We start from the raw sequence: 18326 nt of genomic DNA, 5'->3' as shown, positions 1-18326 counted from the left end.
CTTAAATTCCCAACCAAAATACTAGGTTGAGCATCTGATGTATTAAGAAATAATGCACTTTCTAAACAAATTAAACTATTTAAAAAGAAAACCAAATACAAAGGATGAATTTTTAAATTTGGTGTAAGTTTAGCTATATTCTGATTAATATGATATTTGTCAGACTCGTTGATTAGTACAGCATTACCTATAGTCCCTACACAAGGAAATGCAATATCATTTTTATATAGTCTGGACCTTTTTAGCCTCATAGAAAGTTTATTTGTGATACGTTCTGCTGTATCTAGATTAACAAGTTTATTAAATCTTATATTTTGACCTCTAATTGCAATAATCTCTCCGTCATCATCACTTTGCCAATATTCTGTATATTCATATCCTGCTAAACGAGTTATATCAGCAATAGCCGACAATTTTAAAATATCCCAATGCTCCGGAACTTCCCCTAACCATTCCACACCCGAATCTTTCATCGGAACATTTGGATTTAAGCCTTTGGTCACGGCATGGCTAATCACCGCCTGACGTTTTTCTTTCAGCAGTTCAATCAGTTGTTGTTGTTTTTCAATTAGGTGGTCGATTTTGGTGGTTTCATGGTCGAGGAAATTAGCAATTATTTGTTGCTCATTTAAACTTGGTTTGAGTACAACCACATCCCCTAAATTTTCTCTAGAAAGCTTCGGTTGTGCTGAGCCAGTAATATAGATTGTGAAATCTAAGCTCTGTAAAAAGTAAGTCCAAAAGTTAAATTGTAAATTTTTAGGTTTTAAAATATGAGCATGATTATTAACCCAGTATTTACCTTGTGCAATAAAAGCTAAAGGAGTTGATCGACTTAATAAATTCGCCCCATCCTCGGCTATTAAAATGGTTTTTTCATTAAGAATATATTCATCAACATAATCAATAATTCCACTTGCACCATAATAAGTGGGCAGAGTAAAACTTGAAGTGCGACATAAACCACCTAATTAATTTAAAGGGTTTATGGAGTATATAAAATTGTCATACCATCATCTTAACTTTGAAGATCGTACTGCATTAATGCTTGAGTCAAGAAAAGAAGGCTTTTCAGCCAGAAAATTTGCTGAACTTATTAAAAGACATCCTAGTACGATCTATCGTGAGCTTAAAAGAAATAGCATCAATGACGTTTATCAAGCTCGATATGCTTCTGATAACACTTTTGCTAGACGTAGACGTGGTCACAGAAAACTCAAAATCGATTCAATCCTCTGGAAATTTATTGTTGAAGCGATCCGTTGTTTATGGTCTCCTCAGCAAATAGCAAAGCGTTTAAAGACATTTCCTGATTTGGATCAAACAATGAATGTAAGCCATACAACGATTTATTCAACGATACGAGCATTACCCAAGGGTGAGTTGAAAAAAGACTTATTATCCTGTCTACGTCATGAAAATAAAAAGCGAAAAGCTAACGGTGAACCTAAAAAAGATTCTATATTACAGGATATTAAAACTATTCATGAGCGCCCAGCCGAAGTTCAAGAAAGAAAAATACCGGGTCATTGGGAAGCTGATTTAATTAAAGGTAAAGACAATAAAAGTTCGATAGCAACACTTATTGAACGAAATACACGGCTCTGTATCTTGGCAACATTACCTGATGCAAAGGCAGAATCAGTGCGCAAGGCTTTAACTGAAGCTCTGAAATATTTACCTGCAGAACTGCGTAAAACGTTGACCTATGACCGTGGACGCGAGATGGCAGAACATAAAATACTTGAAGAAGATTTAGGCATAGATGTATATTTCTGTGACCCACATTCACCCTGGCAAAAAGGCACATGCGAAAATATGAATGGTTTAATTAGGCAATATTTACCTAAAGGGATTGATTTAAATCAGGCAGATCAGCATTATTTAAATCAAGTTGCCATGTCACTGAATACTCGTCCTAGAAAAGCGTTAGATTGGCTTACACCATTAGAGAAATTTGCTCAGCTTGTTGATTATCATAAGACTTTTCAAACTGTCGCACCTCATGTTTGAATTCGCCGGATATTGACCTTTCTTTTCCGCTCTCTCCAAAGAACTCAAAGGAAATCTTTTTTCATTTAAGAAGTCAAAAACATAACGTAAATTCAATACATCCCAATGATTTGGTATTTGTCCAAAAGCCTTAAACCCTGAAGCTTTATATTCAGCATATTTTTGATACTTTGCCATTAAGAATGCACCTCTTGAAGAAGTGTCATAATTTCACGACTGACCGCATCCAAATCCGCATCAATTTCCGCTAAGTCACGTGGTGGTTCATACACATAAAAATGACGGTTAAACGGAATCTCATAACCCACAATGCCAATCTCACCATCTTTCTCATCGCGCTTGTCAGCATTGATCCAGGCATCCGGCACGTGTGGCTGTACTTCACGTTTAAAGTAATTTTCTATCAGTTCTGTGGTGCTGACTTTTGGATTCAGTGCAATGTTCTCCGCATCACGCAAGTCCCCATCCTGCACAAACTCCACCACTTTGCCTTGATAGCTAAACTGACCATACAGTGGGTTTTCCGCCTGTTTCAGCACCTTGTTAATCACCGGTTCCGCTTCCGGATTCTTCCAAGTAATGGCATCTAACAGTTGTTTCTTCTCTTTCGCATCCAGCTTGATGTCGGTTTGCTTGAGGGCTTTTTTCAGCACTTCATCAAACTGGTTAAAGTCATCAAACTGCTCAGTGCCAATCACGGCCTGTAAGGCTTGGGCTTTTTCCATCAAGGCTTTCTGGAACAGCCAGATTTTGCTGTCCAGTACCTCTTTAATGTCTTTTTCTTTTAGCTCAGGGAATTCGGCTTTAATCAGGGCACGCACCTCAAGCGCCACGTCCTGCAACTGACCATAAGTTTCTGCTGTCCACGCTGTAGCAAAGGCTGTGCCCAATTGTGCATCGATACTTTGCATCACGGCATTAAACGGTTTTGGGGCAAAACGTAATGCGGCAATCGCGCTATCCGTGATCTGTGCCGATAAACGTATTGGACGTTCAATGGTCACGCGACGATAGCCAAATTCATGACTGTCAAAGATTTTGCTGGCGAATGGTTTTTGCTGTTCGGTTTCGCCATCCTGCGCCAAGGTGTCTACCGCCACAAAGTCACCGTAGTTCTGGGTAATGGTCGCAATTTCAGCTTCAGTCAGATAGTTACGTTTTGAACCCAGCGACTTACGCATTTTGGTACTAAGGTTTGAGGCATTGATCAGCTGTACCTTACCTTTACGTTCAGCGGCTTTTTTATTGCTGAGTACCCAGATATAAGTGGCAATCCCGGTGTTGTAGAACATATCGTTCGGTAAGGCAATAATGGCTTCCAGCAAATCGGCTTCTAAAATATAGCGACGGATCTCGCTTTCGCCACTGCCTGCACTACCAGTAAACAATGGTGAACCATTCAGGATAATCCCGATGCGGCTACCGCTCTCGGTGCTACTGGCATCACGCATCTTGCTGATCAGGTGCATCAGGAACAGGAGTGAACCATCGGAAACCCGTGGCAAGCCTGCACCAAAACGGCCATCAAAGCCTTTTTGTTCATGCTCGTCCTTGATGTCCTGTTCTATCTTTTTCCAGTCCACGCCAAAGGGTGGATTCGACAGCATGTAGTCAAACTGATCGACAGAGAGTTGATCATTCGACAGCGTGTTGCCGAGTTTAATCCGGCTCACGTCTTGGCCTTTGATCAACATGTCGGCTTTACAGATTGCGTAGGATTCCGGATTGAGTTCCTGACCGAAAGCGCGCATCACGGCATTCGGATTCAGCTCATGCAGATATTCCATGCCTGAAGACAGGAAGCCGCCTGTTCCCGCAGTCGGGTCATAAATGGTACGGATAATGCCGTCTTTGGTCAGCACGTCATCATCTTCCATAAACACCAGTGCCGTGGTCAGACGCACGATGTCACGCGGGGTAAAGTGTTCCCCGGCCGTTTCATTCGAACCTTCGGCAAAACGACGGATCAGTTCTTCAAACACCAAGCCCATGTCATGGTTGGATACGTTCTTTGGACTCAGATCCGTGGTAGCAAACTTTTGCACGACTTTATACAAAAGGTTGGCATCATCGAGTAAGCCCGCAAATTCGATGAAGTTAAAGTATTCAAAAATCTCACGGGCATCTTTAGAGAAACTTTGCACATAGGTGCTTAAGTTGGCCTTGATATCACTCTGCCCCATTTTGCTGAGATCCATTGGGGAGGTGTTAAAGAAGGCTAGACCGTTGGTGGCACGCAGCAATAACTTTTCTTGAGCTTCTTCTGGCAGATTCAGCTTGGAGACTTTTTCATGTTCTGCCAGTACCGCAGCCTTGCTTTCTTCCAGTACACATTCCAGACGACGTAACAAGGTAAATGGCAGAATGATGCGGCCATATTGCGATTGTTTGAAGTCACCACGCAGCAGGTCGGCAACCGACCAGATGAAAGAAGCGATTTGTGAAAAGTTATTGTTGGTCATAGTAGCGAATCAATTCCTGAATTCTTATCTGTGATCAGTATCTGGCGACACTTCGGTTGCTAGAGATAATACTGATAATTTTTTAACTGTTGGATAATATTATATTATTTAAAAAGCAGATTGTTGATTATTCATTTATTGCATGACAGTTAAGCGACAAATTTTGTCGTCTGGTTTCAGATTTTTCTCATAGAAGGTTCATCCACCATAACGCTACAACCCTGCTTTTGAAAGCCGTGCCTATTTATAAGCCCATCTGCTAAACTAGGCTTACATCACCTTTGTTCAAGGAAATTCCAGAATGCTAAACACTCTCGAACAGAAAAAAAAATATATCCAAGCTACGCGCTTGCAGAATTATCAAGCCAGTTTAAAGCTGGAAGGCATTAACCCGTCCTCAACCGCACCGGCATTAAGTAAAGCTCAGATTCTACAGAAATATAAGAAATTCTCACAGACCTCGGAATCGTGATCAGGCTTCCTTATGGATAAATATGGTGAAATGGGTGACAGCATTTACTGTTACCCCGACTCGGACGTCCTCAAAAACAAACTGAACATTCAGGATGCTAAAATTCTGCAACAAGCAGAACTGGAGTTGACTGAGTATGCCAGCACACGAATTGAGTATGCGGAGCCACCTTACGATCTCAAATACCTGCAATCCATTCACTTTCAGCTCTTTTCAGACCTGTATGCCTGGGCAGGTGAACTAAGACAAGTGGATATTGCCAAAGGCGATACCCGCTTTTGTACCTTCCCGCGTATTGAAATTGAAGCCAATAAGCTCTTCAAGCAACTTGAGCAGCAGCACTATTTTCAAGGTTTAGCCAAACCAGTACTTATCCAAAAAATCGCTGATTTTTATTGTGAAGTCAACGTGATTCACCCATTTCGTGAAGGCAATGGACGCACCCAGCGTATCTTCTTTGAACACCTACTTGCTCACTGCGGCTATGGGGTACAGTGGAGTAAAATTAACAATAAGGAAGTCTGGATTCAGGCCAATATTGATGGATTCAACTGCCGGCTAGATGGACTGATCGCTATTTTTGAAGCCTGCATTATCACTCCTGAATAACAAAAAAATGGGTATACGGATTTAATGGTTGATGGGGCACCTTCACCCCATCAATCTGATACCACCCTCAGATGGTTGATAGATCGACTCCGTAGTTGAGTTCCTCTGCGAAGTCCGGCAGTCCGTAACCGATGGTTTTCTTGTAGAAAGGAGAGACCTTCGCAGTCGGTGCCTTCTTCTTGTGCTTCGTGGTGTAGAGCATTCGTGCCCGCATCACCTCGAAGGAGTAACCGCGCCCTTCACGGTTCTTGTCCTTGGCCAGTCGGTTGATGGACTCCGTGTAAGCGTTGGTGACGGGCATGTCCGTCTCGAAGTAGGTCATGGTCTCTTCGCGCCAGTTTCCCACTGCCCTGACCAGATCGCTCCAGACTTCCTTTTGGCCCTTCGGGATGGTGGCTATCCACTCGTCCAGGGCGGCTTCTGCCTGGAGCCGTGTGGTGGCGTCCCAGATGCCGTAGAAGCGCTCCTTGTGCTCGTAGGCGGCCAGCAGTTGCGGGAACGCGCCTGTCCAGGTCTCCATGATGAGGCGCTCCCGGTCTGAGACTTCGTGAGCGCGTTTCAGCAGGATTTTCCGGTCTCCCTTGAGAGTCCGGCTCTGGGACGGTTTCAGCTCCTTTCTGAGGCCCTTGCGCACTCTCTCTAGGTCAACACGGCCAGCGCACCCCACAGGTAGCCGGAAACGGGTTGGCGCGTCTCGGGCGGCAGTTTGTCAGGGGCGTTCACGGCAATGCCTCCTCGTGCGCCCGCTCGGCTGGCATGGAGGCCAGTTGCGCGTCCAGATGGGCCAACGCTTCGCGCCGACGCTCGACGAACTGGCGCAGAACGGCAAGCTGCGCGGCCGCTTCATCGCCGTCCGCAGCATCCAGCGCCCGGCACAGCCGCGCCAGCGCGTCCAGGCCGATGCCCGCCTCGAAGGCCGCCCGCACGAAGCACAGCCGTTGCAAGGCGGCATCATCGAACAGGCCATAGCCGCCCGGGGTGCACGCCACCGGACGCAGCAATCCGCGCAGCAGGTAGTCGCGCACGATATGCACGCTCACCCCGGCATCAAGGGCCAGCCGGGACACGGTGTAGGCGCTCATTGAAAACCTCCTTTTTTTATCCAGCGCAGCAGGAAAGCTGCTTCACGTCCTTGTTGAAGGTCTGCGCCGCAAGCTTCAACCCCTCGACCATTGTCAGGTAGGGGAACAACTGGTCAGCCAGTTCCTGCACCGTCATGCGGTTGCGGATGGCGAGCACCGCCGTCTGGATCAGTTCGCCCGCTTCCGGGGCCACCGCCTGCACGCCGATGAGCCGTCCGCTACCTTCCTCGATGACCAGCTTGATGAAGCCGCGTGTGTCGAAGTTGGCAAGCGCTCGCGGAACGTTGTCGAGTGTCAGCGTGCGACTGTCGGTCTCGATGCCATCGTGGTGCGCTTCCGCCTCGCTGTAGCCCACGGTGGCGACTTGCGGGTCGGTGAACACCACTGCCGGCATCGCGGTCAGATTGAGGGCTGCGTCGCCGCCGGTCATGTTGATCGCGGCACGGGTGCCGGCGGCCGCTGCCACGTAGACGAACTGCGGCTGGTCGGTGCAGTCGCCGGCCGCGTAGATGTTCGGGTTGCTCGTGCGCATGCCTTGGTCGATAACGATGGCCCCTTGCGCATTGACAGTGACCCCCGCCGCGTCCAGCGCGAGGCTGCGCGTATTCGGTGCCCGACCGGTGGCAACCAGCAACTTGTCAGAGCGCAATTCACCGTGTCCGGTGGTCAGCACGAATTCGCCGTTCACATGGGCGACCTGGCTGGCTTGCGTGTGCTCCAGCACCTCGATGCCCTCGGCACGGAAAGCGGCTGTCACCGCCTCGCCGATGGCCGGGTCTTCACGGAAGAACAAGGTATTGCGCGCCAGGACCGTGACCTTGCTGCCCAGCCGGGCAAAGGCTTGCGCCAGCTCCAGCGCCACCACCGACGAGCCGATTACGGCAAGGCGTTCGGGAATGGTGTCGCTCGCCAGGGCCTCGGTGGAAGTCCAGTAGGGTGACTCTTTCAAGCCCGGAATCGGCGGGACCGCCGGGCTGGCACCCGTGGCGACCAGGCAGCGGTCGAACATCACGACGCGCTCGCCACCCTCGTTCAAACGGACGGTAAGGCTCTGGTCGTCCTTGAAGCGCGCCTCACCGTGCACAACGGTGATGGCCGGATTACCGCCCAGGATGCCTTCGTACTTGGCGTGCCGCAGTTCGTCGACGCGGGCCTGCTGCTGGGCCAGCAGCTTACTGCGGTCAATCGTAGGCACAGTTGCCGCAATACCGCCATCGAACGGGCTTTCCCGGCGCAGATGGGCGATGTGGGCGGCGCGGATCATGATCTTGGACGGCACACAGCCGACATTGACGCAGGTGCCGCCGATGGTGCCGCGCTCGATCAGCGTGACCTGCGCGCCTTGCTCGACGGCCTTCAGTGCTGCCGCCATTGCCGCGCCACCGCTACCAATGACGACGACCTGCAACGGGCGTTCGTTGCCACTGGGCTTATCAGCGGCCCCTATCCAGCCGCGCATCTTGTCGAGCAGGCCGGCGCGGTTGTCCGTCGGTGGCGCATCGGCAAGCGTTGCCTCGTAGCCCAGTCCGGCCACGGCGGTAGTCAGCGCATCCGATGACGTGCCCGCCTCAATGGCGAGTTGCGCTGTGCCCTTCGGATAGGACACCAGCGCCGATTGCACGCCGGGCACTTTCTCCAAGGCTTCCTTGACGTGAGCCGCGCACGAGTCGCAGGTCATCCCGGTGATTTTCAGGGTGGTCATGTATTTTTCCTTTTCTGTGGTGGCTACGGCTGTTGCCGTCAGCCACGTTGTTCTGGCAATTCACAGCTGTCCGGCCCGCAGCGGCGATGTGCTGGCGAGATGAAATCCCAGACCGACACCCCAACCATCAAGGCCAGGCCGACATAGAGCAGTCCACCGCTCTGCCAGCCGTAAGCCCGCATTAAAAACACCGCTGCCAGCACCAAGATCGGGCCTATCGTGCCGAGCGCCGTGCGTCGCCACTGTCGATGATTGAGCCAAGCGATAGCATTGGCGAGTAACGTGATGCCGGCGAACATCGGCAGCAGGATGCCAATGAATAGCCCCTCGTACTGGCTCAAGAAGCCCAGTCCGATGGCCGCGCCAAAGCTGGCGATGGCAGGAAAACAGGCGGCGCAGCCCATCGCGGAAACGACGCTGCCGAGCGCGCCGGTTTTGCCAGCGATGCGCGTGATGAGTCCCATGTGTCGCTCCCGAGTTCGGTTAACGGATCAGCGTTTGAGGCTGGACGGATAGCCCGCGTCCTCGGTCGCCTTGGTCAACTTCTGGACGTTGGTCTTGGCATCGTCGAAGGTGACGACGGCCTGGCGCTTGTCGAAACTTACGTCGGTCTTGCTCACGCCCTCAACCTTGGAAAGCGCGTGCTTGACAGTGATCGGGCAAGAGGCGCAGGTCATGCCAGGCACGGACAGCGTGACGGTCTGAGTGGCGGCGAACACGGGGGCAACGAAAGCGGCGAGAGCGAGGGAGGCAAACAGCTTTTTCATGATGAACTCCTGATTAGTAGAAAAATGGCATGACGTAGGGAAAACCAAGCGCGACCAAGACCAACACGGCGACGAACCAGAAAATGAGCTTGTAGGTGGTGCGCACTTGCGGAATCGCGCACACCTCGCCCGGCTTGCAGGCTGCGGTCGGTCGGACGATGCGCCGCCAGGCAAAGAACAGTGCAACCAGCGCCGCGCCGATGAAGATCGGCCGATACGGCTCCAATACCGTCAGGTTGCCGATCCATGCCCCGCTGAACCCCAAGGCGATCAAAACCAGCGGCCCCAGGCAGCAGGCCGACGCAAGAATGGCGGCCAGCCCACCGGCGAAGAGCGCGCCGCGCCCGTTTTGTGGTTCAGACATACGCTTGTCCTTTCAAATTTGGTTTGGATAGCTTAAGCTTACTTCCGTAGTTATGTACGGAGTCAAGCGATATGCAAATTAATTTTGAGAATCTGACCATTGGCGTTTTTGCCAAGGCGGCCGGGGTCAATGTGGAGACCATCCGGTTCTACCAGCGCAAGGGCCTGCTGCCGGAGCCAGACAAGCCCTATGGCAGCATTCGCCGCTATGGCGAGGCGGATGTAACACGAGTGCGGTTCGTGAAATCGGCCCAGCGGCTGGGCTTTAGCCTGGACGAAATCGCCGAGCTACTGCGGCTGGAGGATGGCACCCATTGCGAGGAAGCCAGCGGCCTGGCCGAGCACAAGCTCAAGGATGTGCGCGAGAAGATGGCCGACTTGGCACGCATGGAGGCCGTGCTGTCTGAACTGATGTGCGCCTGCCATGCGCGGAAAGGGAACGTTTCCTGCCCGCTGATTGCGTCACTAAAGGGCGAAGCAGGCCTGGCAAGGTCAGCTATGCCTTAGCGTGCTTTATTTTCCGATTTCTGAGGTGCCCCCACCCAGAGAGTGACCCGCTTGCCGTGGATGGGCAGATCACGATAGGGAACGTCACGCTTGCCGAACCGTACGAACTCACCCTGCACGCCGCATTCCTCGCAGGCGATGGGATCGGGCACGTCCACCTCGAAGTGCATTTCGTCGTCGGTTGATTTGCAGCCCAGTACTTGGTATTGCGGCAGGTCAAGGATGTTGTCGGGAAGTTCGGTCATGGTGTTGTATAGGCGTAGGTGTCAGTCAGATCCATCCGACTCGGCATTGGTGTTTGCTTTTTTACCCAACAAGCTGCTGGAAACTAAAAGTAAGGCACCGAGGACAATTGCAATATCAGCCAGGTTGAAGGCCGGCCAATGCCAGTCTCGCCAATAGAAATCAAAGGAATCCACAACATAGCCGCGAAAGACCCGGTCAATCAGGTTGCCCATGGCGCCACCGAGGATAAGACTGTAAGCGATGGCTTCTCCTTTATGACGATTTTCAAGGATCAGCTTGATCAGAAAAATCGAGACCACTACCGCGATTCCGATAAAAAAGTAGCGCTGCCAGCCTCCACCATTCGCAAAAAGACTGAATGCGGCACCGGTATTCCATACGTGTACCCAGTTAAAGAATGAGGTCACTGAAATAGACTCGCCATATGCCATTGATTGTTGCACCAGCCATTTTACGGCCTGATCAGACGCTGCCAGCAGGCCCGATATGGACAATAGGGCATACGGCGAGAGCTTTTTGCCAATAATGAGCATTATTTAACCCTTCAACGCCAAAATGCGTCTAGCACCGTTAAGTACAATTACCCCCACGATGGTGCCGATAATCAGATCCGGATAATTGGACCCGGTCCACGCGACCAGAGCGCCGGCGGTGATGACCCCCAGGTTGATCACCACGTCGTTGGCCGAGAATATCCAGCTTGCCTTCATGTGCGCTCCGCCCTCCCGATGTTTGGATATGAGCAGCAGACAACTGGTATTGGCAATCAATGCGACGAAGGCGATCGCCATCATCATCAGCGATTCAGGCTCACTACCGAAAACAAAGCGTCGCACCACCTCGACGAGTACGCCGATAGCCAAAATCAGTTGCAGTACCCCTGCCAGATGCGCGGCACGTACCTGCATTTTCGCACTGCGCCCTACGGCATAGAGAGCCAGACCATAGACGGCTGCATCGGCAAACATATCCAGGGAATCAGCGATCAGGCCGGTAGACTGGGCGATCAGGCCAGCAGTCATTTCCACCACGAACATGATCGCATTGATACCGAGCAACACGCGCAGAGTGCCTGACTCCTGCGTAGCAGAGACTGCCGAGCTCTCAGCGGCCTTGATCGTCTCTGGGTCGGCAATGACGGTTTCCTGAAGCGAGGCGCCTAGCCCCAAGGTCGCCAGTTTCGCGGTAATGGGCTCAGCCTCGCCGTCATGCACGACCTTCAACCGGCGGTTCGACAAGTCGAAGGACAGTGCCCGAATCCCCTCAACGCCGTTCAGGGCCAGGCGAATCATGCGCTCTTCTGATGGACAGTCCATCTTCGGCACGGCATAAACACTGACCCATCTCCCTGGCGCCTCGGAGGAGGCCTGCATATCGATATCCGCCGCAGGCCTTGCATGGTCGCCACAGGGGCCTCCGCAGTTTTTACTCATGATATGACTCCACTTGAATGTGATCGGGTTTTCATTTAAAACTATATAGTAGCTATAATGTCAATAGCGTAGAGAATCCGTTGCGGAGGAACCCGATGCGTATTGGTCAGTTGGCACAGTCAGTAGGGGTAGATACACAGACGATCCGCTTCTACGAACGGCAGGGCTTGTTGCCGCCGCCTGGTCGGCAGGAGAACAGTTACCGTGTCTATACCGAGAAACACGTTGAGCGGCTGGCCTTTATTCGTCGCTGCCGCATCCTGGATCTGTCACTGGCAGAAATTCACGAACTAAAGCGCTATCAGGACGACCCTCATCAGTCCTGTACCGCTGTCAATGCCTTGCTCGATGATCACATCTCTCATGTGCGCTCGCAGATAACCGCTCTACAGGCGCTTGAGAAACAACTCGTTTCACTAAGAGCGCGTTGCAACGATGACCGGGAAGTTAAGGCGTGTGGGGTTCTTGCTGGAATTAGCGAGGGAAGCATGCATCAGCAGTAGGTTGGAGTGCCAACCAGATAATCCGATGAGATGCCGGTTTGCCTCACTCTCATGCAAAGGTAAGATCAACCATTTAATCCGCTTACCCAAAAAAATTAAGGGAGCCAAAGCTCCCTTCAATTAGTGACTAGCCAACTTGTTCAGAATCCATTAATTGACTTACCAAACTGACTAGATAATTCAACTGTGCTCAATTCACAGCTCTAACACTCTGCTGCAACCCCTGCTGAATCTCCTGCACATAGCTCAATTGCGCTGAATGCTCTGTATCTACAGCACTGTCACTGTGTGGATAAAACTCCTCCAGCAATTCCATCCCCTCCTCTGCATGCACCTCAAACTTGGCATTGGCAAAACCCTGCCGTGCAATCTGATCTAATGCCGCCTGATCAAACCCTGCCTGTTTTCCCTGTTGGTCAATCTCCTTGGCTGTCTGAATTGCTGTTTGTAAATCCACGCCTTCCCGTAACGTTAAATCCACGTAATACACGGGCTGACGATAGCTTTGGGTTGTGCTTTTCCCACGCAACGTGAGCTGCAACGGCAAACACGACAACAAACCACCTGATGCCGCATGGTAGTAATTCAAACGTGCTGCCAAAGTGCGAATGCTGTTAAAACCAGTGGTTCTGAAGATAAAAGTCCCAAACTCATCGGCTTCGCCTAAATTGACATGCAGGCGTCCATAAGGCTTACAATGTCCACCCTGTCCAAGTGGGCATAAGTCGGGGGATGGACAAGGATGTTGCTCTACACCTTGTGATGTCATACGCTGACACGTCTGACCATTCCCCACACAAATCGGGCGACCTGTCTGTCGGTCAAATAAACTATATTCAGCTCGAAGATTGAGTTCAGGGTCATTGAAGATCATACGTACAGGGATGCTACGCAGCTTTTGATTCGGTGCTTGACTACGCAATTGCTCATCCAAGGGGTGTTTAATCCAACCGTCCTTACCCTGTATTTGACTGGTAATGGTGAACTGATCGTCTTTCTCTGGCAGACGCTTGCCATTCTTTTCTATTACACGGCCAATACTGATCCGTCCCAAGATGGGTGGTGTGATTGCTAAACCTTTAATCATGTTGAAATTCCTCTGTCGTTGAGATGTTTAGATGTGTTGTCCTATGTGCTTAAAATAAAATCGGCATAAAAAAATCCCATGCAGGGCTGCACGGGATTTCAGATTTCTTCTTGCTGAGTGATTAACTCTAAACTTTGAGCTAATCGTGATAAATGTTGAAACGACGACTGCCTGCTTTCTGCAGTGGGTACTGTTGGATGAGTTCAGGTTGGTGCTGAAGTAAGGACTTGATGTCTAGGCTGATACTGTCCTTGCTCTTTTTCCAAGTCACCGAGCCTTGCTGAAATACGGCACGTTCATGTTCCTGTATCAGTGCCTGAACACGGTGTTTAAGTAGGTCAAATTGGCTTTGGTGCTGTTCAATCTGCTGTTTCTCCTGTATCAGCTGATCAAACAGTTCATTGGCAAGTTCCACCTCCGTTAGATCAACACAGCTCAGTGGGGTATGTTCAGGATAGAGCTGTTGTAAAGCTTTGGCTGCCGATTCACTGGCATCCACTGCTGGTGGAACATCATTTTCTACACATTCCCAAAACAGCCGTTCTGCCTGAATGATCTGTTCAATCAGAGCTTCATTACGACTGACTTTGTAGATTTTGGTTTCCTGCCCACACAGCAACACACAAATATGTGCCGCTTGCTTGCCTGTCACCGCCAGTTGATGTTGTACCTGACACAACACGTATAACGGCACACCATCTCGCCACAGTTTAGCGCCATATTCTCCTGCGGTTTTACATTCCAGTATTTGTACGTCTTCATTGCCCACTACGGCATAATCCAAGTTCGCCAACATAAAGGCTTTGTCAGGATCAGGGTGCTGCAGTACCGCATTGACCCGACGGACTTTATTATTGGTGTGCATGCTGTAGTATTCTGCGACCAAGGGTTCTAACTGCTTGCCCCAATATAAAGGTGCATGCCCTGAGCTTTCATCTTCAATATTTTGCTGTACCCGTCCTGTTTTAATCATCCACAGTTCTAGCATCGACATATAAGGATTCAAGCCACAGGCAGCTGCGGCATCACTGCTGCCTATTCCCTGTTTACGCACTTCCAGCCATGCCTGATAGTCCAGTTGTTTGGTGTTGATCAGACGTTTGGCATTTAAACTACGTTTTGAACCTGATTGACTTTGTTTAAGCTTGTGATTGGCTACAGTTGGTAAATACTGAGATTGAGACGTTACTGTTGGGTTTATAATCTGATTCATGGGTTTATCCTTCTATCATTGATTTTAAAACGGCATAAAAAAAGCCACATCCGAAGATGTGGCAAAGAGGGATCGTTAATTAGGAGGACACTTGATCGTACTGATCACATGCCCTGATGGTAAAGTTTCAAGATTAAATTCAGCTTAAGCCACTAAGCGTAAAGCTTGCTCCAATCCACGTTGTTTCAATGCTGCCCCTGCACCAAACCATGCAGAGTCAAGGCGGTGATCGGTACTCATCGCACGACGTTCATGATCTACAAATTCGGTGATTGCACAAAGCAACCCATAAGCGGTGTCTTTGGCTGAAGATAAGTCTGCCCCACGTCCCTGACCGTTAAACATATTCATGACTTTGGTCATAGCACGTCCATTCGGTTCAGTTTTATTGGGCTGTGGATTGGCTTGGGATGCAACATTACGGTAGTACTGAATAATGTTATCCTCCTGTTCCATTACACTTAGGCTATTGTTGTTAAATACCGCATCAAAATAAGCCGCTGCTTCTTTCTGGGTGACTTTACGTTGGGTGAGTTGTTTCATTTCATACATGTGGTCGTACCATGTCTTGACTGAAATACCGAGTTGATCTTTGACTTTGTCGGCATCAAACTTGGTACTGTGCGGTACTTTGACCACGCCTGCATTGGAACTCTGTCCACGTAAGGCAATGGCTAAAGTGTTGTTACACACCACACGGATATTGGTGAATTGTGCTGTGGTCGCCAACGTACCGTCACATGCGGTTGCCAGCAGAATATAGCCATTGCTGACATCCCCACCTTTCAATTCTGCAGTTTGTCCTGTACGTGCCAAAGCCCAGAACTTTTTCCCACCTTTAAGCACCCCTGCGGTTTCCAATTCAAAGCCTGATTGTTCGGTCAGATCACGGTAGAACTCCAGAATTTCCATCGGTTGGACTTCTTGATAACGCTGACTCACCACCGATAAAGGAGCATGGGTATCTGAACGGTACAGTACCCGTTGTTCTTCATACGGCATGATGATGCTTTGTCCACGTGAGTTTTGAGCCATGTAGCTGACATTGGAGGATTCAATGCGCCAATCCATGCCTGCCTGCTTGGCCCAGACTTCAATCGGTTGGTTTTGGCTAAGTTGATTGCCCAGACCATGCCATGGGGTTTGTCCGATATACGCCATTTGTTCAAGTTGATGTGCCATTTTTATTATTCCTTAAATAAAAGTGAAAGATGTAAAGATGCAGAAATGTGCTGAAAGGGTTTAATTTGAACAATCCAGCTATTCAAAGATGTAACCGTGTAAAGTCAGTGATGCAATTACGGCACCCATGCAAACGCTTGTTGGCAATCCAAACAGAGATACTGCTCGGCATTGCTGTAGTATTTTTCAAAGGCATACTGACTCACCACCACCAGTACGCCACCCACCACTACCCCAACAGCTGCACCGAAGAGCGGTGAAAAGCCTGACTTGCGAGCGACCTGCATGCCAAACATCGCCATCTGTGTAGGTGAAATACAGCGTTGTAACTGTTCAAAATAGTTAAAGTTGGCGTTGCCTGAATCGGTGTATCTGACATGGCTAGACTGACAGTAGGGGCATTGAATAAAGGACATTGAGTATTCCTTGTTAAATGAATTGGGTACGAAAAGCTGAATTGAGGGCATAAAAAAACCATGCCCATTGAGGACACGGTTTGATTGAGTTTTTGCTTTGTCGTGGAGAGTCGAGGGTCGCTATTGAAAGCTATAGCTTGCAGTGCCTTTGTCAGTTTCGACATCAACACGCACTACATTGTCATAGCCACAGCCTTTTAATTTCAGTCTTAAACGTAGACCCATTTTAAAATGCTGTGGATATTCCAACGATCTGCGGTAGCCTTCATAACTGCATTCACCGTTGTTGATCAGCACATTGGTGACATCAATCGGATCTGCGCTGTTAGAACGGATGGTCAATACCGTAGCGGATTGATTTTGCGCATACCAGTTACTGGTATCTTTGACATCCAGTTCTACCGTAAATGTATTTGGATCAAGGCCAGAGTTACACCCACTCAACAACATTCCTGTCGTTACAGTCACTGCCAGTAGGATCGGTTTAAAAAATTGCTTCATACATTTCATCCTCAGCAGTAGTTATAGCTCACGCCATAATCGCCCGTATTTAAGTCAATACTGACCAGATGGATTTCACAGTCTGTGCCATTATCAAATTTATAGACGTAGTAGCGATTACCCGCTTGCTCCGACTCCAGTGCGCCATGTTCTTGCAAGCTAAAGTCTTGCACTGATTTGCCTGTATCTTTTACGGCTTTGGCAAAGATATAGCGTTGATACTTGTCTATATTGTCCTGCTCAAACTGAGGCAGTTCATCATAAGGCAGCATCGACAGTAAGGTATCCGCCGCCTTAAGGTTTTGATCAAACTCAAAACTCAGCAATTCAGGTTCATGATCTGATGGACTTAGACTTTTTCTTCCCGTGGTCAATTCTTTGACATCGATCCCATCCACTTCTGCTGCTGCAATCTCAGTGGATACTGCTTCTGAACCGGCGGATTCTAAAAGTTGTGCAGAGCTGACCTCAGAAGTGTTGGCTGGAACCGTTTTTTCAGTTGCGTATTTAGGGCTAAAGAAGTAGAAGCCTGCGATGCTGATCAAGGTCAGGGCTAAGATTGCCGCCAAGCCCAATATGGTTTTTTGGGTCATTTGAATGTTCCCCTCATTTAGTTGGGCACAGTGACTTGACCATTCTGCGCATTAAAGTGAACAAAGCGTGGACAACCACCTTGAAAGTTCACCGTGAAATTACGCCAACCACGATTGCCAGGATTGGTTTTATAAAGACATTGATAAACCCCACCGCCTGTATGACGTGCTTGAACAAGGTAGGATTCACTGGCTTGTGCAAACCAGCCTGCCTGCGCCAATGATGCGCCTGCAAGTAGTGATGAAATCAGGGTCGTTTTTAGGAAAGTTTTAAACATCATCATTTTCTCTTTTTATAGGCATCACTGGTCTTGGTCTTAATCAGACACAGTGTTCCCCATGTCATAAATGTTGGAATGAATATCTATGTTTTTTGAAGTGTTATAGACGATAAAGCACACAAATCTACGCCCCTCAAAACAGCATGAGAGATTCATCTTCATATCGGTAATATGTACTTGAAAAAGTTTTATTCTTAGAAAGTCATGGACACAGCTATGCACAAAATACACGGCATCAGGTCTAATCACCCAACGGCACAAACATGAAAAAAGAGAAATGTAAAAGACGGTCTTGATGTAAGCGCATGGCGTACTCCTTGTGTGAAAGAGTTCTACCAGAATCACTGTCAATTGATGGTGGCAGAACGAGAAAGGGTTGACAGACTGACACACAAGAATCAGCACGTACAAGGCGTCCCTCCCTCGCCCTACCGCAACGAAGGGGGACGAACGAGTTCGCCACCAAAAAATTACTTTTTTGATGTGCTAGATGATAACGGTCTGTCAAAACCGACTGACGATGTAGGTCAGCAGGCTAGGGATAATCTGCGCAATGTAGAGCGTCAAGCAAGCTAAATAAATGGGGAGTGAAAATATTTATAATTAAGAAATGTTTGAATAAGAATATAGTTAGATTTAGATACAGTTTTTTAAACTACATTCCTTAATCTTCTAAATACGGCTAAAAGAAACCAATCCAATCCAAAATTTGATGAGGGGTAGGTTGTGGGGTGAAACCACAGACAAAAAATAAGCCCTTGTAAAAACAAGGGCTTATTTAGATATTTGGCGGAAGCGGTGAGATTCGAACTCACGGAGGACTCACACCCTCGTCGGTTTTCAAGACCGGTGCATTAAACCGCTCTGCCACGCTTCCATGTGCGTAAGAATACA

Annotated in this window: 20 protein-coding genes, 1 tRNA gene and 5 pseudogenes; 5 read left to right on the top strand and 21 right to left on the bottom strand. The window is 48.9% G+C overall.

The genetic code is table 11. The features are described from left to right. Positions 1-2 precede the first annotated feature (2 nt). Both R2H34_RS17920 and R2H34_RS17915 read right to left on the bottom strand, forming a co-directional pair. A pseudogene (locus R2H34_RS17920) lies at positions 3-377 on the bottom strand (restriction endonuclease subunit S); the annotation flags it as partial. A 41-nt stretch (positions 378-418) separates the two neighbouring features. Next, positions 419-863 (bottom strand): annotated as a pseudogene (locus R2H34_RS17915) (restriction endonuclease subunit S); the annotation flags it as partial. A 181-nt stretch (positions 864-1044) separates the two neighbouring features. Between R2H34_RS17915 and R2H34_RS07155 the strand changes: the two are divergent. Continuing rightward, positions 1045-2013, top strand: coding sequence for an IS30 family transposase (locus R2H34_RS07155; protein ID WP_014538385.1), 969 nt, complete (start codon positions 1045-1047; stop codon positions 2011-2013). Between the two features lie 176 nt (positions 2014-2189). Here R2H34_RS07155 and R2H34_RS07150 read toward each other — a convergent pair whose 3' ends face one another. Further along, positions 2190-4475, bottom strand: coding sequence for a type I restriction-modification system subunit M (locus R2H34_RS07150; RefSeq protein ID WP_151814531.1), 2286 nt, complete (start codon positions 4473-4475; stop codon positions 2190-2192). A gap of 301 nt (positions 4476-4776) precedes the next feature. Between R2H34_RS07150 and R2H34_RS07145 the strand changes: the two genes are divergently transcribed. Beyond that, a complete protein-coding gene (locus R2H34_RS07145; RefSeq protein ID WP_000935322.1) occupies positions 4777-4947 on the top strand; it encodes a YhfG family protein in 171 nt (56 codons plus the stop codon). Between the two features lie 12 nt (positions 4948-4959). Beyond that, a complete protein-coding gene (locus R2H34_RS07140; RefSeq protein ID WP_042893590.1) occupies positions 4960-5556 on the top strand; it encodes a putative adenosine monophosphate-protein transferase Fic in 597 nt (198 codons plus the stop codon). Positions 5557-5623: 67 nt separating this feature from the next. Here the strand turns inward: R2H34_RS07140 and R2H34_RS07135 are convergent. From R2H34_RS07135 to merT, 7 genes and pseudogenes are all read right to left on the bottom strand, one after another. Next, positions 5624-6199: pseudogene (locus R2H34_RS07135) on the bottom strand (ISL3-like element ISPpu12 family transposase); the annotation flags it as partial. After that, positions 6199-6279 (bottom strand): annotated as a pseudogene (locus R2H34_RS07130) (mercury resistance protein); the annotation flags it as partial. The pseudogenes R2H34_RS07130 and R2H34_RS07135, both read right to left, overlap by 1 nt. Beyond that, complete coding sequence (merD, locus tag R2H34_RS07125) at positions 6276-6638, bottom strand: mercury resistance co-regulator MerD (RefSeq protein ID WP_025467726.1); 363 nt, start codon at positions 6636-6638, stop codon at positions 6276-6278. The gene merD and the pseudogene R2H34_RS07130, both read right to left, overlap by 4 nt. Positions 6639-6654: 16 nt before the next feature. Beyond that, on the bottom strand, positions 6655-8340 hold the full coding sequence (merA, locus tag R2H34_RS07120) for a mercury(II) reductase (protein WP_042893591.1): 1686 nt from the start codon (positions 8338-8340) through the stop codon (positions 6655-6657). 38 nt (positions 8341-8378) lie between these two features. Further along, positions 8379-8804, bottom strand: coding sequence for an organomercurial transporter MerC (gene merC, locus R2H34_RS07115; protein ID WP_000522997.1), 426 nt, complete (start codon positions 8802-8804; stop codon positions 8379-8381). 27 nt (positions 8805-8831) lie between these two features. Then, on the bottom strand, positions 8832-9107 hold the full coding sequence (gene merP, locus R2H34_RS07110) for a mercury resistance system periplasmic binding protein MerP (RefSeq protein ID WP_004178136.1): 276 nt from the start codon (positions 9105-9107) through the stop codon (positions 8832-8834). Between the two features lie 13 nt (positions 9108-9120). Continuing rightward, positions 9121-9471 carry a mercuric ion transporter MerT gene (gene merT / locus R2H34_RS07105; protein ID WP_001294659.1) on the bottom strand — a complete coding sequence of 117 codons (351 nt, stop codon included), beginning with the start codon at positions 9469-9471 and terminating at the stop codon, positions 9121-9123. 71 nt (positions 9472-9542) lie between these two features. On the opposite strand from merT, the gene merR reads away from it, so the two are divergent. Continuing rightward, complete coding sequence (gene merR / locus R2H34_RS07100; RefSeq protein WP_042893593.1) at positions 9543-9977, top strand: Hg(II)-responsive transcriptional regulator; 435 nt, start codon at positions 9543-9545, stop codon at positions 9975-9977. A 32-nt stretch (positions 9978-10009) separates the two neighbouring features. Here merR and R2H34_RS07095 read toward each other — a convergent pair. The 3 genes and pseudogenes from R2H34_RS07095 to R2H34_RS07085 form a co-directional block, all read right to left on the bottom strand. Continuing rightward, positions 10010-10222: pseudogene (locus tag R2H34_RS07095) on the bottom strand (transposase family protein); the annotation flags it as partial. 21 nt (positions 10223-10243) lie between these two features. Continuing rightward, entirely contained in the window at positions 10244-10756 is a 513-nt protein-coding gene (gene lspA / locus R2H34_RS07090) for a signal peptidase II (protein WP_000905420.1), read from the bottom strand. Between the two features lie 3 nt (positions 10757-10759). Next, on the bottom strand, positions 10760-11656 hold the full coding sequence (locus R2H34_RS07085) for a cation transporter (protein ID WP_004964805.1): 897 nt from the start codon (positions 11654-11656) through the stop codon (positions 10760-10762). A gap of 95 nt (positions 11657-11751) precedes the next feature. Here R2H34_RS07085 and cadR point away from each other — a divergent pair, with 95 nt between their 5' ends. Continuing rightward, on the top strand, positions 11752-12159 hold the full coding sequence (gene cadR, locus R2H34_RS07080; RefSeq protein ID WP_025467722.1) for a Cd(II)/Pb(II)-responsive transcriptional regulator: 408 nt from the start codon (positions 11752-11754) through the stop codon (positions 12157-12159). A 190-nt stretch (positions 12160-12349) separates the two neighbouring features. Here cadR and R2H34_RS07075 read toward each other — a convergent pair whose 3' ends face one another. From R2H34_RS07075 to R2H34_RS07040, 8 genes are all read right to left on the bottom strand, one after another. Continuing rightward, complete coding sequence (locus R2H34_RS07075; RefSeq protein ID WP_017395932.1) at positions 12350-13246, bottom strand: hypothetical protein; 897 nt, start codon at positions 13244-13246, stop codon at positions 12350-12352. Positions 13247-13385: 139 nt separating this feature from the next. Then, complete coding sequence (locus tag R2H34_RS07070; protein ID WP_318342536.1) at positions 13386-14459, bottom strand: lambda-exonuclease family protein; 1074 nt, start codon at positions 14457-14459, stop codon at positions 13386-13388. A 144-nt stretch (positions 14460-14603) separates the two neighbouring features. Continuing rightward, the gene (locus R2H34_RS07065) at positions 14604-15641 is read right to left on the bottom strand and encodes a DUF932 domain-containing protein (RefSeq protein WP_125274709.1); all 1038 of its coding nucleotides are present in this window, start codon (positions 15639-15641) and stop codon (positions 14604-14606) included. Positions 15642-15757: 116 nt separating this feature from the next. Continuing rightward, positions 15758-16057 carry a hypothetical protein gene (locus tag R2H34_RS07060; protein WP_125274708.1) on the bottom strand — a complete coding sequence of 100 codons (300 nt, stop codon included), beginning with the start codon at positions 16055-16057 and terminating at the stop codon, positions 15758-15760. Positions 16058-16177: 120 nt separating this feature from the next. Next, positions 16178-16558, bottom strand: coding sequence for a hypothetical protein (locus tag R2H34_RS07055; protein WP_282896559.1), 381 nt, complete (start codon positions 16556-16558; stop codon positions 16178-16180). 11 nt (positions 16559-16569) lie between these two features. Continuing rightward, positions 16570-17151, bottom strand: a complete 582-nt coding sequence (locus R2H34_RS07050) for a hypothetical protein (RefSeq protein WP_318342535.1) — start codon at positions 17149-17151, stop codon at positions 16570-16572. 17 nt (positions 17152-17168) lie between these two features. Next, positions 17169-17429 (bottom strand): hypothetical protein, encoded by a 261-nt coding sequence (locus tag R2H34_RS07045; protein WP_002058491.1) that lies wholly within the window; start codon positions 17427-17429, stop codon positions 17169-17171. Between the two features lie 790 nt (positions 17430-18219). After that, a tRNA-Ser gene (locus tag R2H34_RS07040) sits at positions 18220-18309 on the bottom strand. Positions 18310-18326 lie beyond the last annotated feature (17 nt).

This window comes from Acinetobacter sp. 16 (assembly GCF_033439925.1).
GTDB classification, from domain to species: Bacteria; Pseudomonadota; Gammaproteobacteria; order Pseudomonadales; family Moraxellaceae; genus Acinetobacter; species Acinetobacter junii.
Note: the sequence above shows the minus strand (reverse complement) of the source record. Positions and strands in the feature narration are given on the sequence as shown.

Excerpts from the sequence above, each read along its gene's own strand:
- R2H34_RS07155 (WP_014538385.1), top strand. The coding sequence starts at position 1,045 with ATGCTTGAGTCAAGAAAAGAAGGCTTTTCAGCCAGAAAATTTGCTGAA.
- R2H34_RS07150 (WP_151814531.1), bottom strand. The coding sequence starts at position 4,475 with ATGACCAACAATAACTTTTCACAAATCGCTTCTTTCATCTGGTCGGTT.
- R2H34_RS07145 (WP_000935322.1), top strand. The coding sequence starts at position 4,777 with ATGCTAAACACTCTCGAACAGAAAAAAAAATATATCCAAGCTACGCGC.
- R2H34_RS07140 (WP_042893590.1), top strand. The coding sequence starts at position 4,960 with ATGGATAAATATGGTGAAATGGGTGACAGCATTTACTGTTACCCCGAC.
- merD (WP_025467726.1), bottom strand. The coding sequence starts at position 6,638 with ATGAGCGCCTACACCGTGTCCCGGCTGGCCCTTGATGCCGGGGTGAGC.
- merA (WP_042893591.1), bottom strand. The coding sequence starts at position 8,340 with ATGACCACCCTGAAAATCACCGGGATGACCTGCGACTCGTGCGCGGCT.
- merC (WP_000522997.1), bottom strand. The coding sequence starts at position 8,804 with ATGGGACTCATCACGCGCATCGCTGGCAAAACCGGCGCGCTCGGCAGC.
- merP (WP_004178136.1), bottom strand. The coding sequence starts at position 9,107 with ATGAAAAAGCTGTTTGCCTCCCTCGCTCTCGCCGCTTTCGTTGCCCCC.
- merT (WP_001294659.1), bottom strand. The coding sequence starts at position 9,471 with ATGTCTGAACCACAAAACGGGCGCGGCGCGCTCTTCGCCGGTGGGCTG.
- merR (WP_042893593.1), top strand. The coding sequence starts at position 9,543 with ATGCAAATTAATTTTGAGAATCTGACCATTGGCGTTTTTGCCAAGGCG.
- lspA (WP_000905420.1), bottom strand. The coding sequence starts at position 10,756 with ATGCTCATTATTGGCAAAAAGCTCTCGCCGTATGCCCTATTGTCCATA.
- R2H34_RS07085 (WP_004964805.1), bottom strand. The coding sequence starts at position 11,656 with ATGAGTAAAAACTGCGGAGGCCCCTGTGGCGACCATGCAAGGCCTGCG.
- cadR (WP_025467722.1), top strand. The coding sequence starts at position 11,752 with ATGCGTATTGGTCAGTTGGCACAGTCAGTAGGGGTAGATACACAGACG.
- R2H34_RS07075 (WP_017395932.1), bottom strand. The coding sequence starts at position 13,246 with ATGATTAAAGGTTTAGCAATCACACCACCCATCTTGGGACGGATCAGT.
- R2H34_RS07070 (WP_318342536.1), bottom strand. The coding sequence starts at position 14,459 with ATGAATCAGATTATAAACCCAACAGTAACGTCTCAATCTCAGTATTTA.
- R2H34_RS07065 (WP_125274709.1), bottom strand. The coding sequence starts at position 15,641 with ATGGCACATCAACTTGAACAAATGGCGTATATCGGACAAACCCCATGG.
- R2H34_RS07060 (WP_125274708.1), bottom strand. The coding sequence starts at position 16,057 with ATGTCCTTTATTCAATGCCCCTACTGTCAGTCTAGCCATGTCAGATAC.
- R2H34_RS07055 (WP_282896559.1), bottom strand. The coding sequence starts at position 16,558 with ATGAAGCAATTTTTTAAACCGATCCTACTGGCAGTGACTGTAACGACA.
- R2H34_RS07050 (WP_318342535.1), bottom strand. The coding sequence starts at position 17,151 with ATGACCCAAAAAACCATATTGGGCTTGGCGGCAATCTTAGCCCTGACC.
- R2H34_RS07045 (WP_002058491.1), bottom strand. The coding sequence starts at position 17,429 with ATGTTTAAAACTTTCCTAAAAACGACCCTGATTTCATCACTACTTGCA.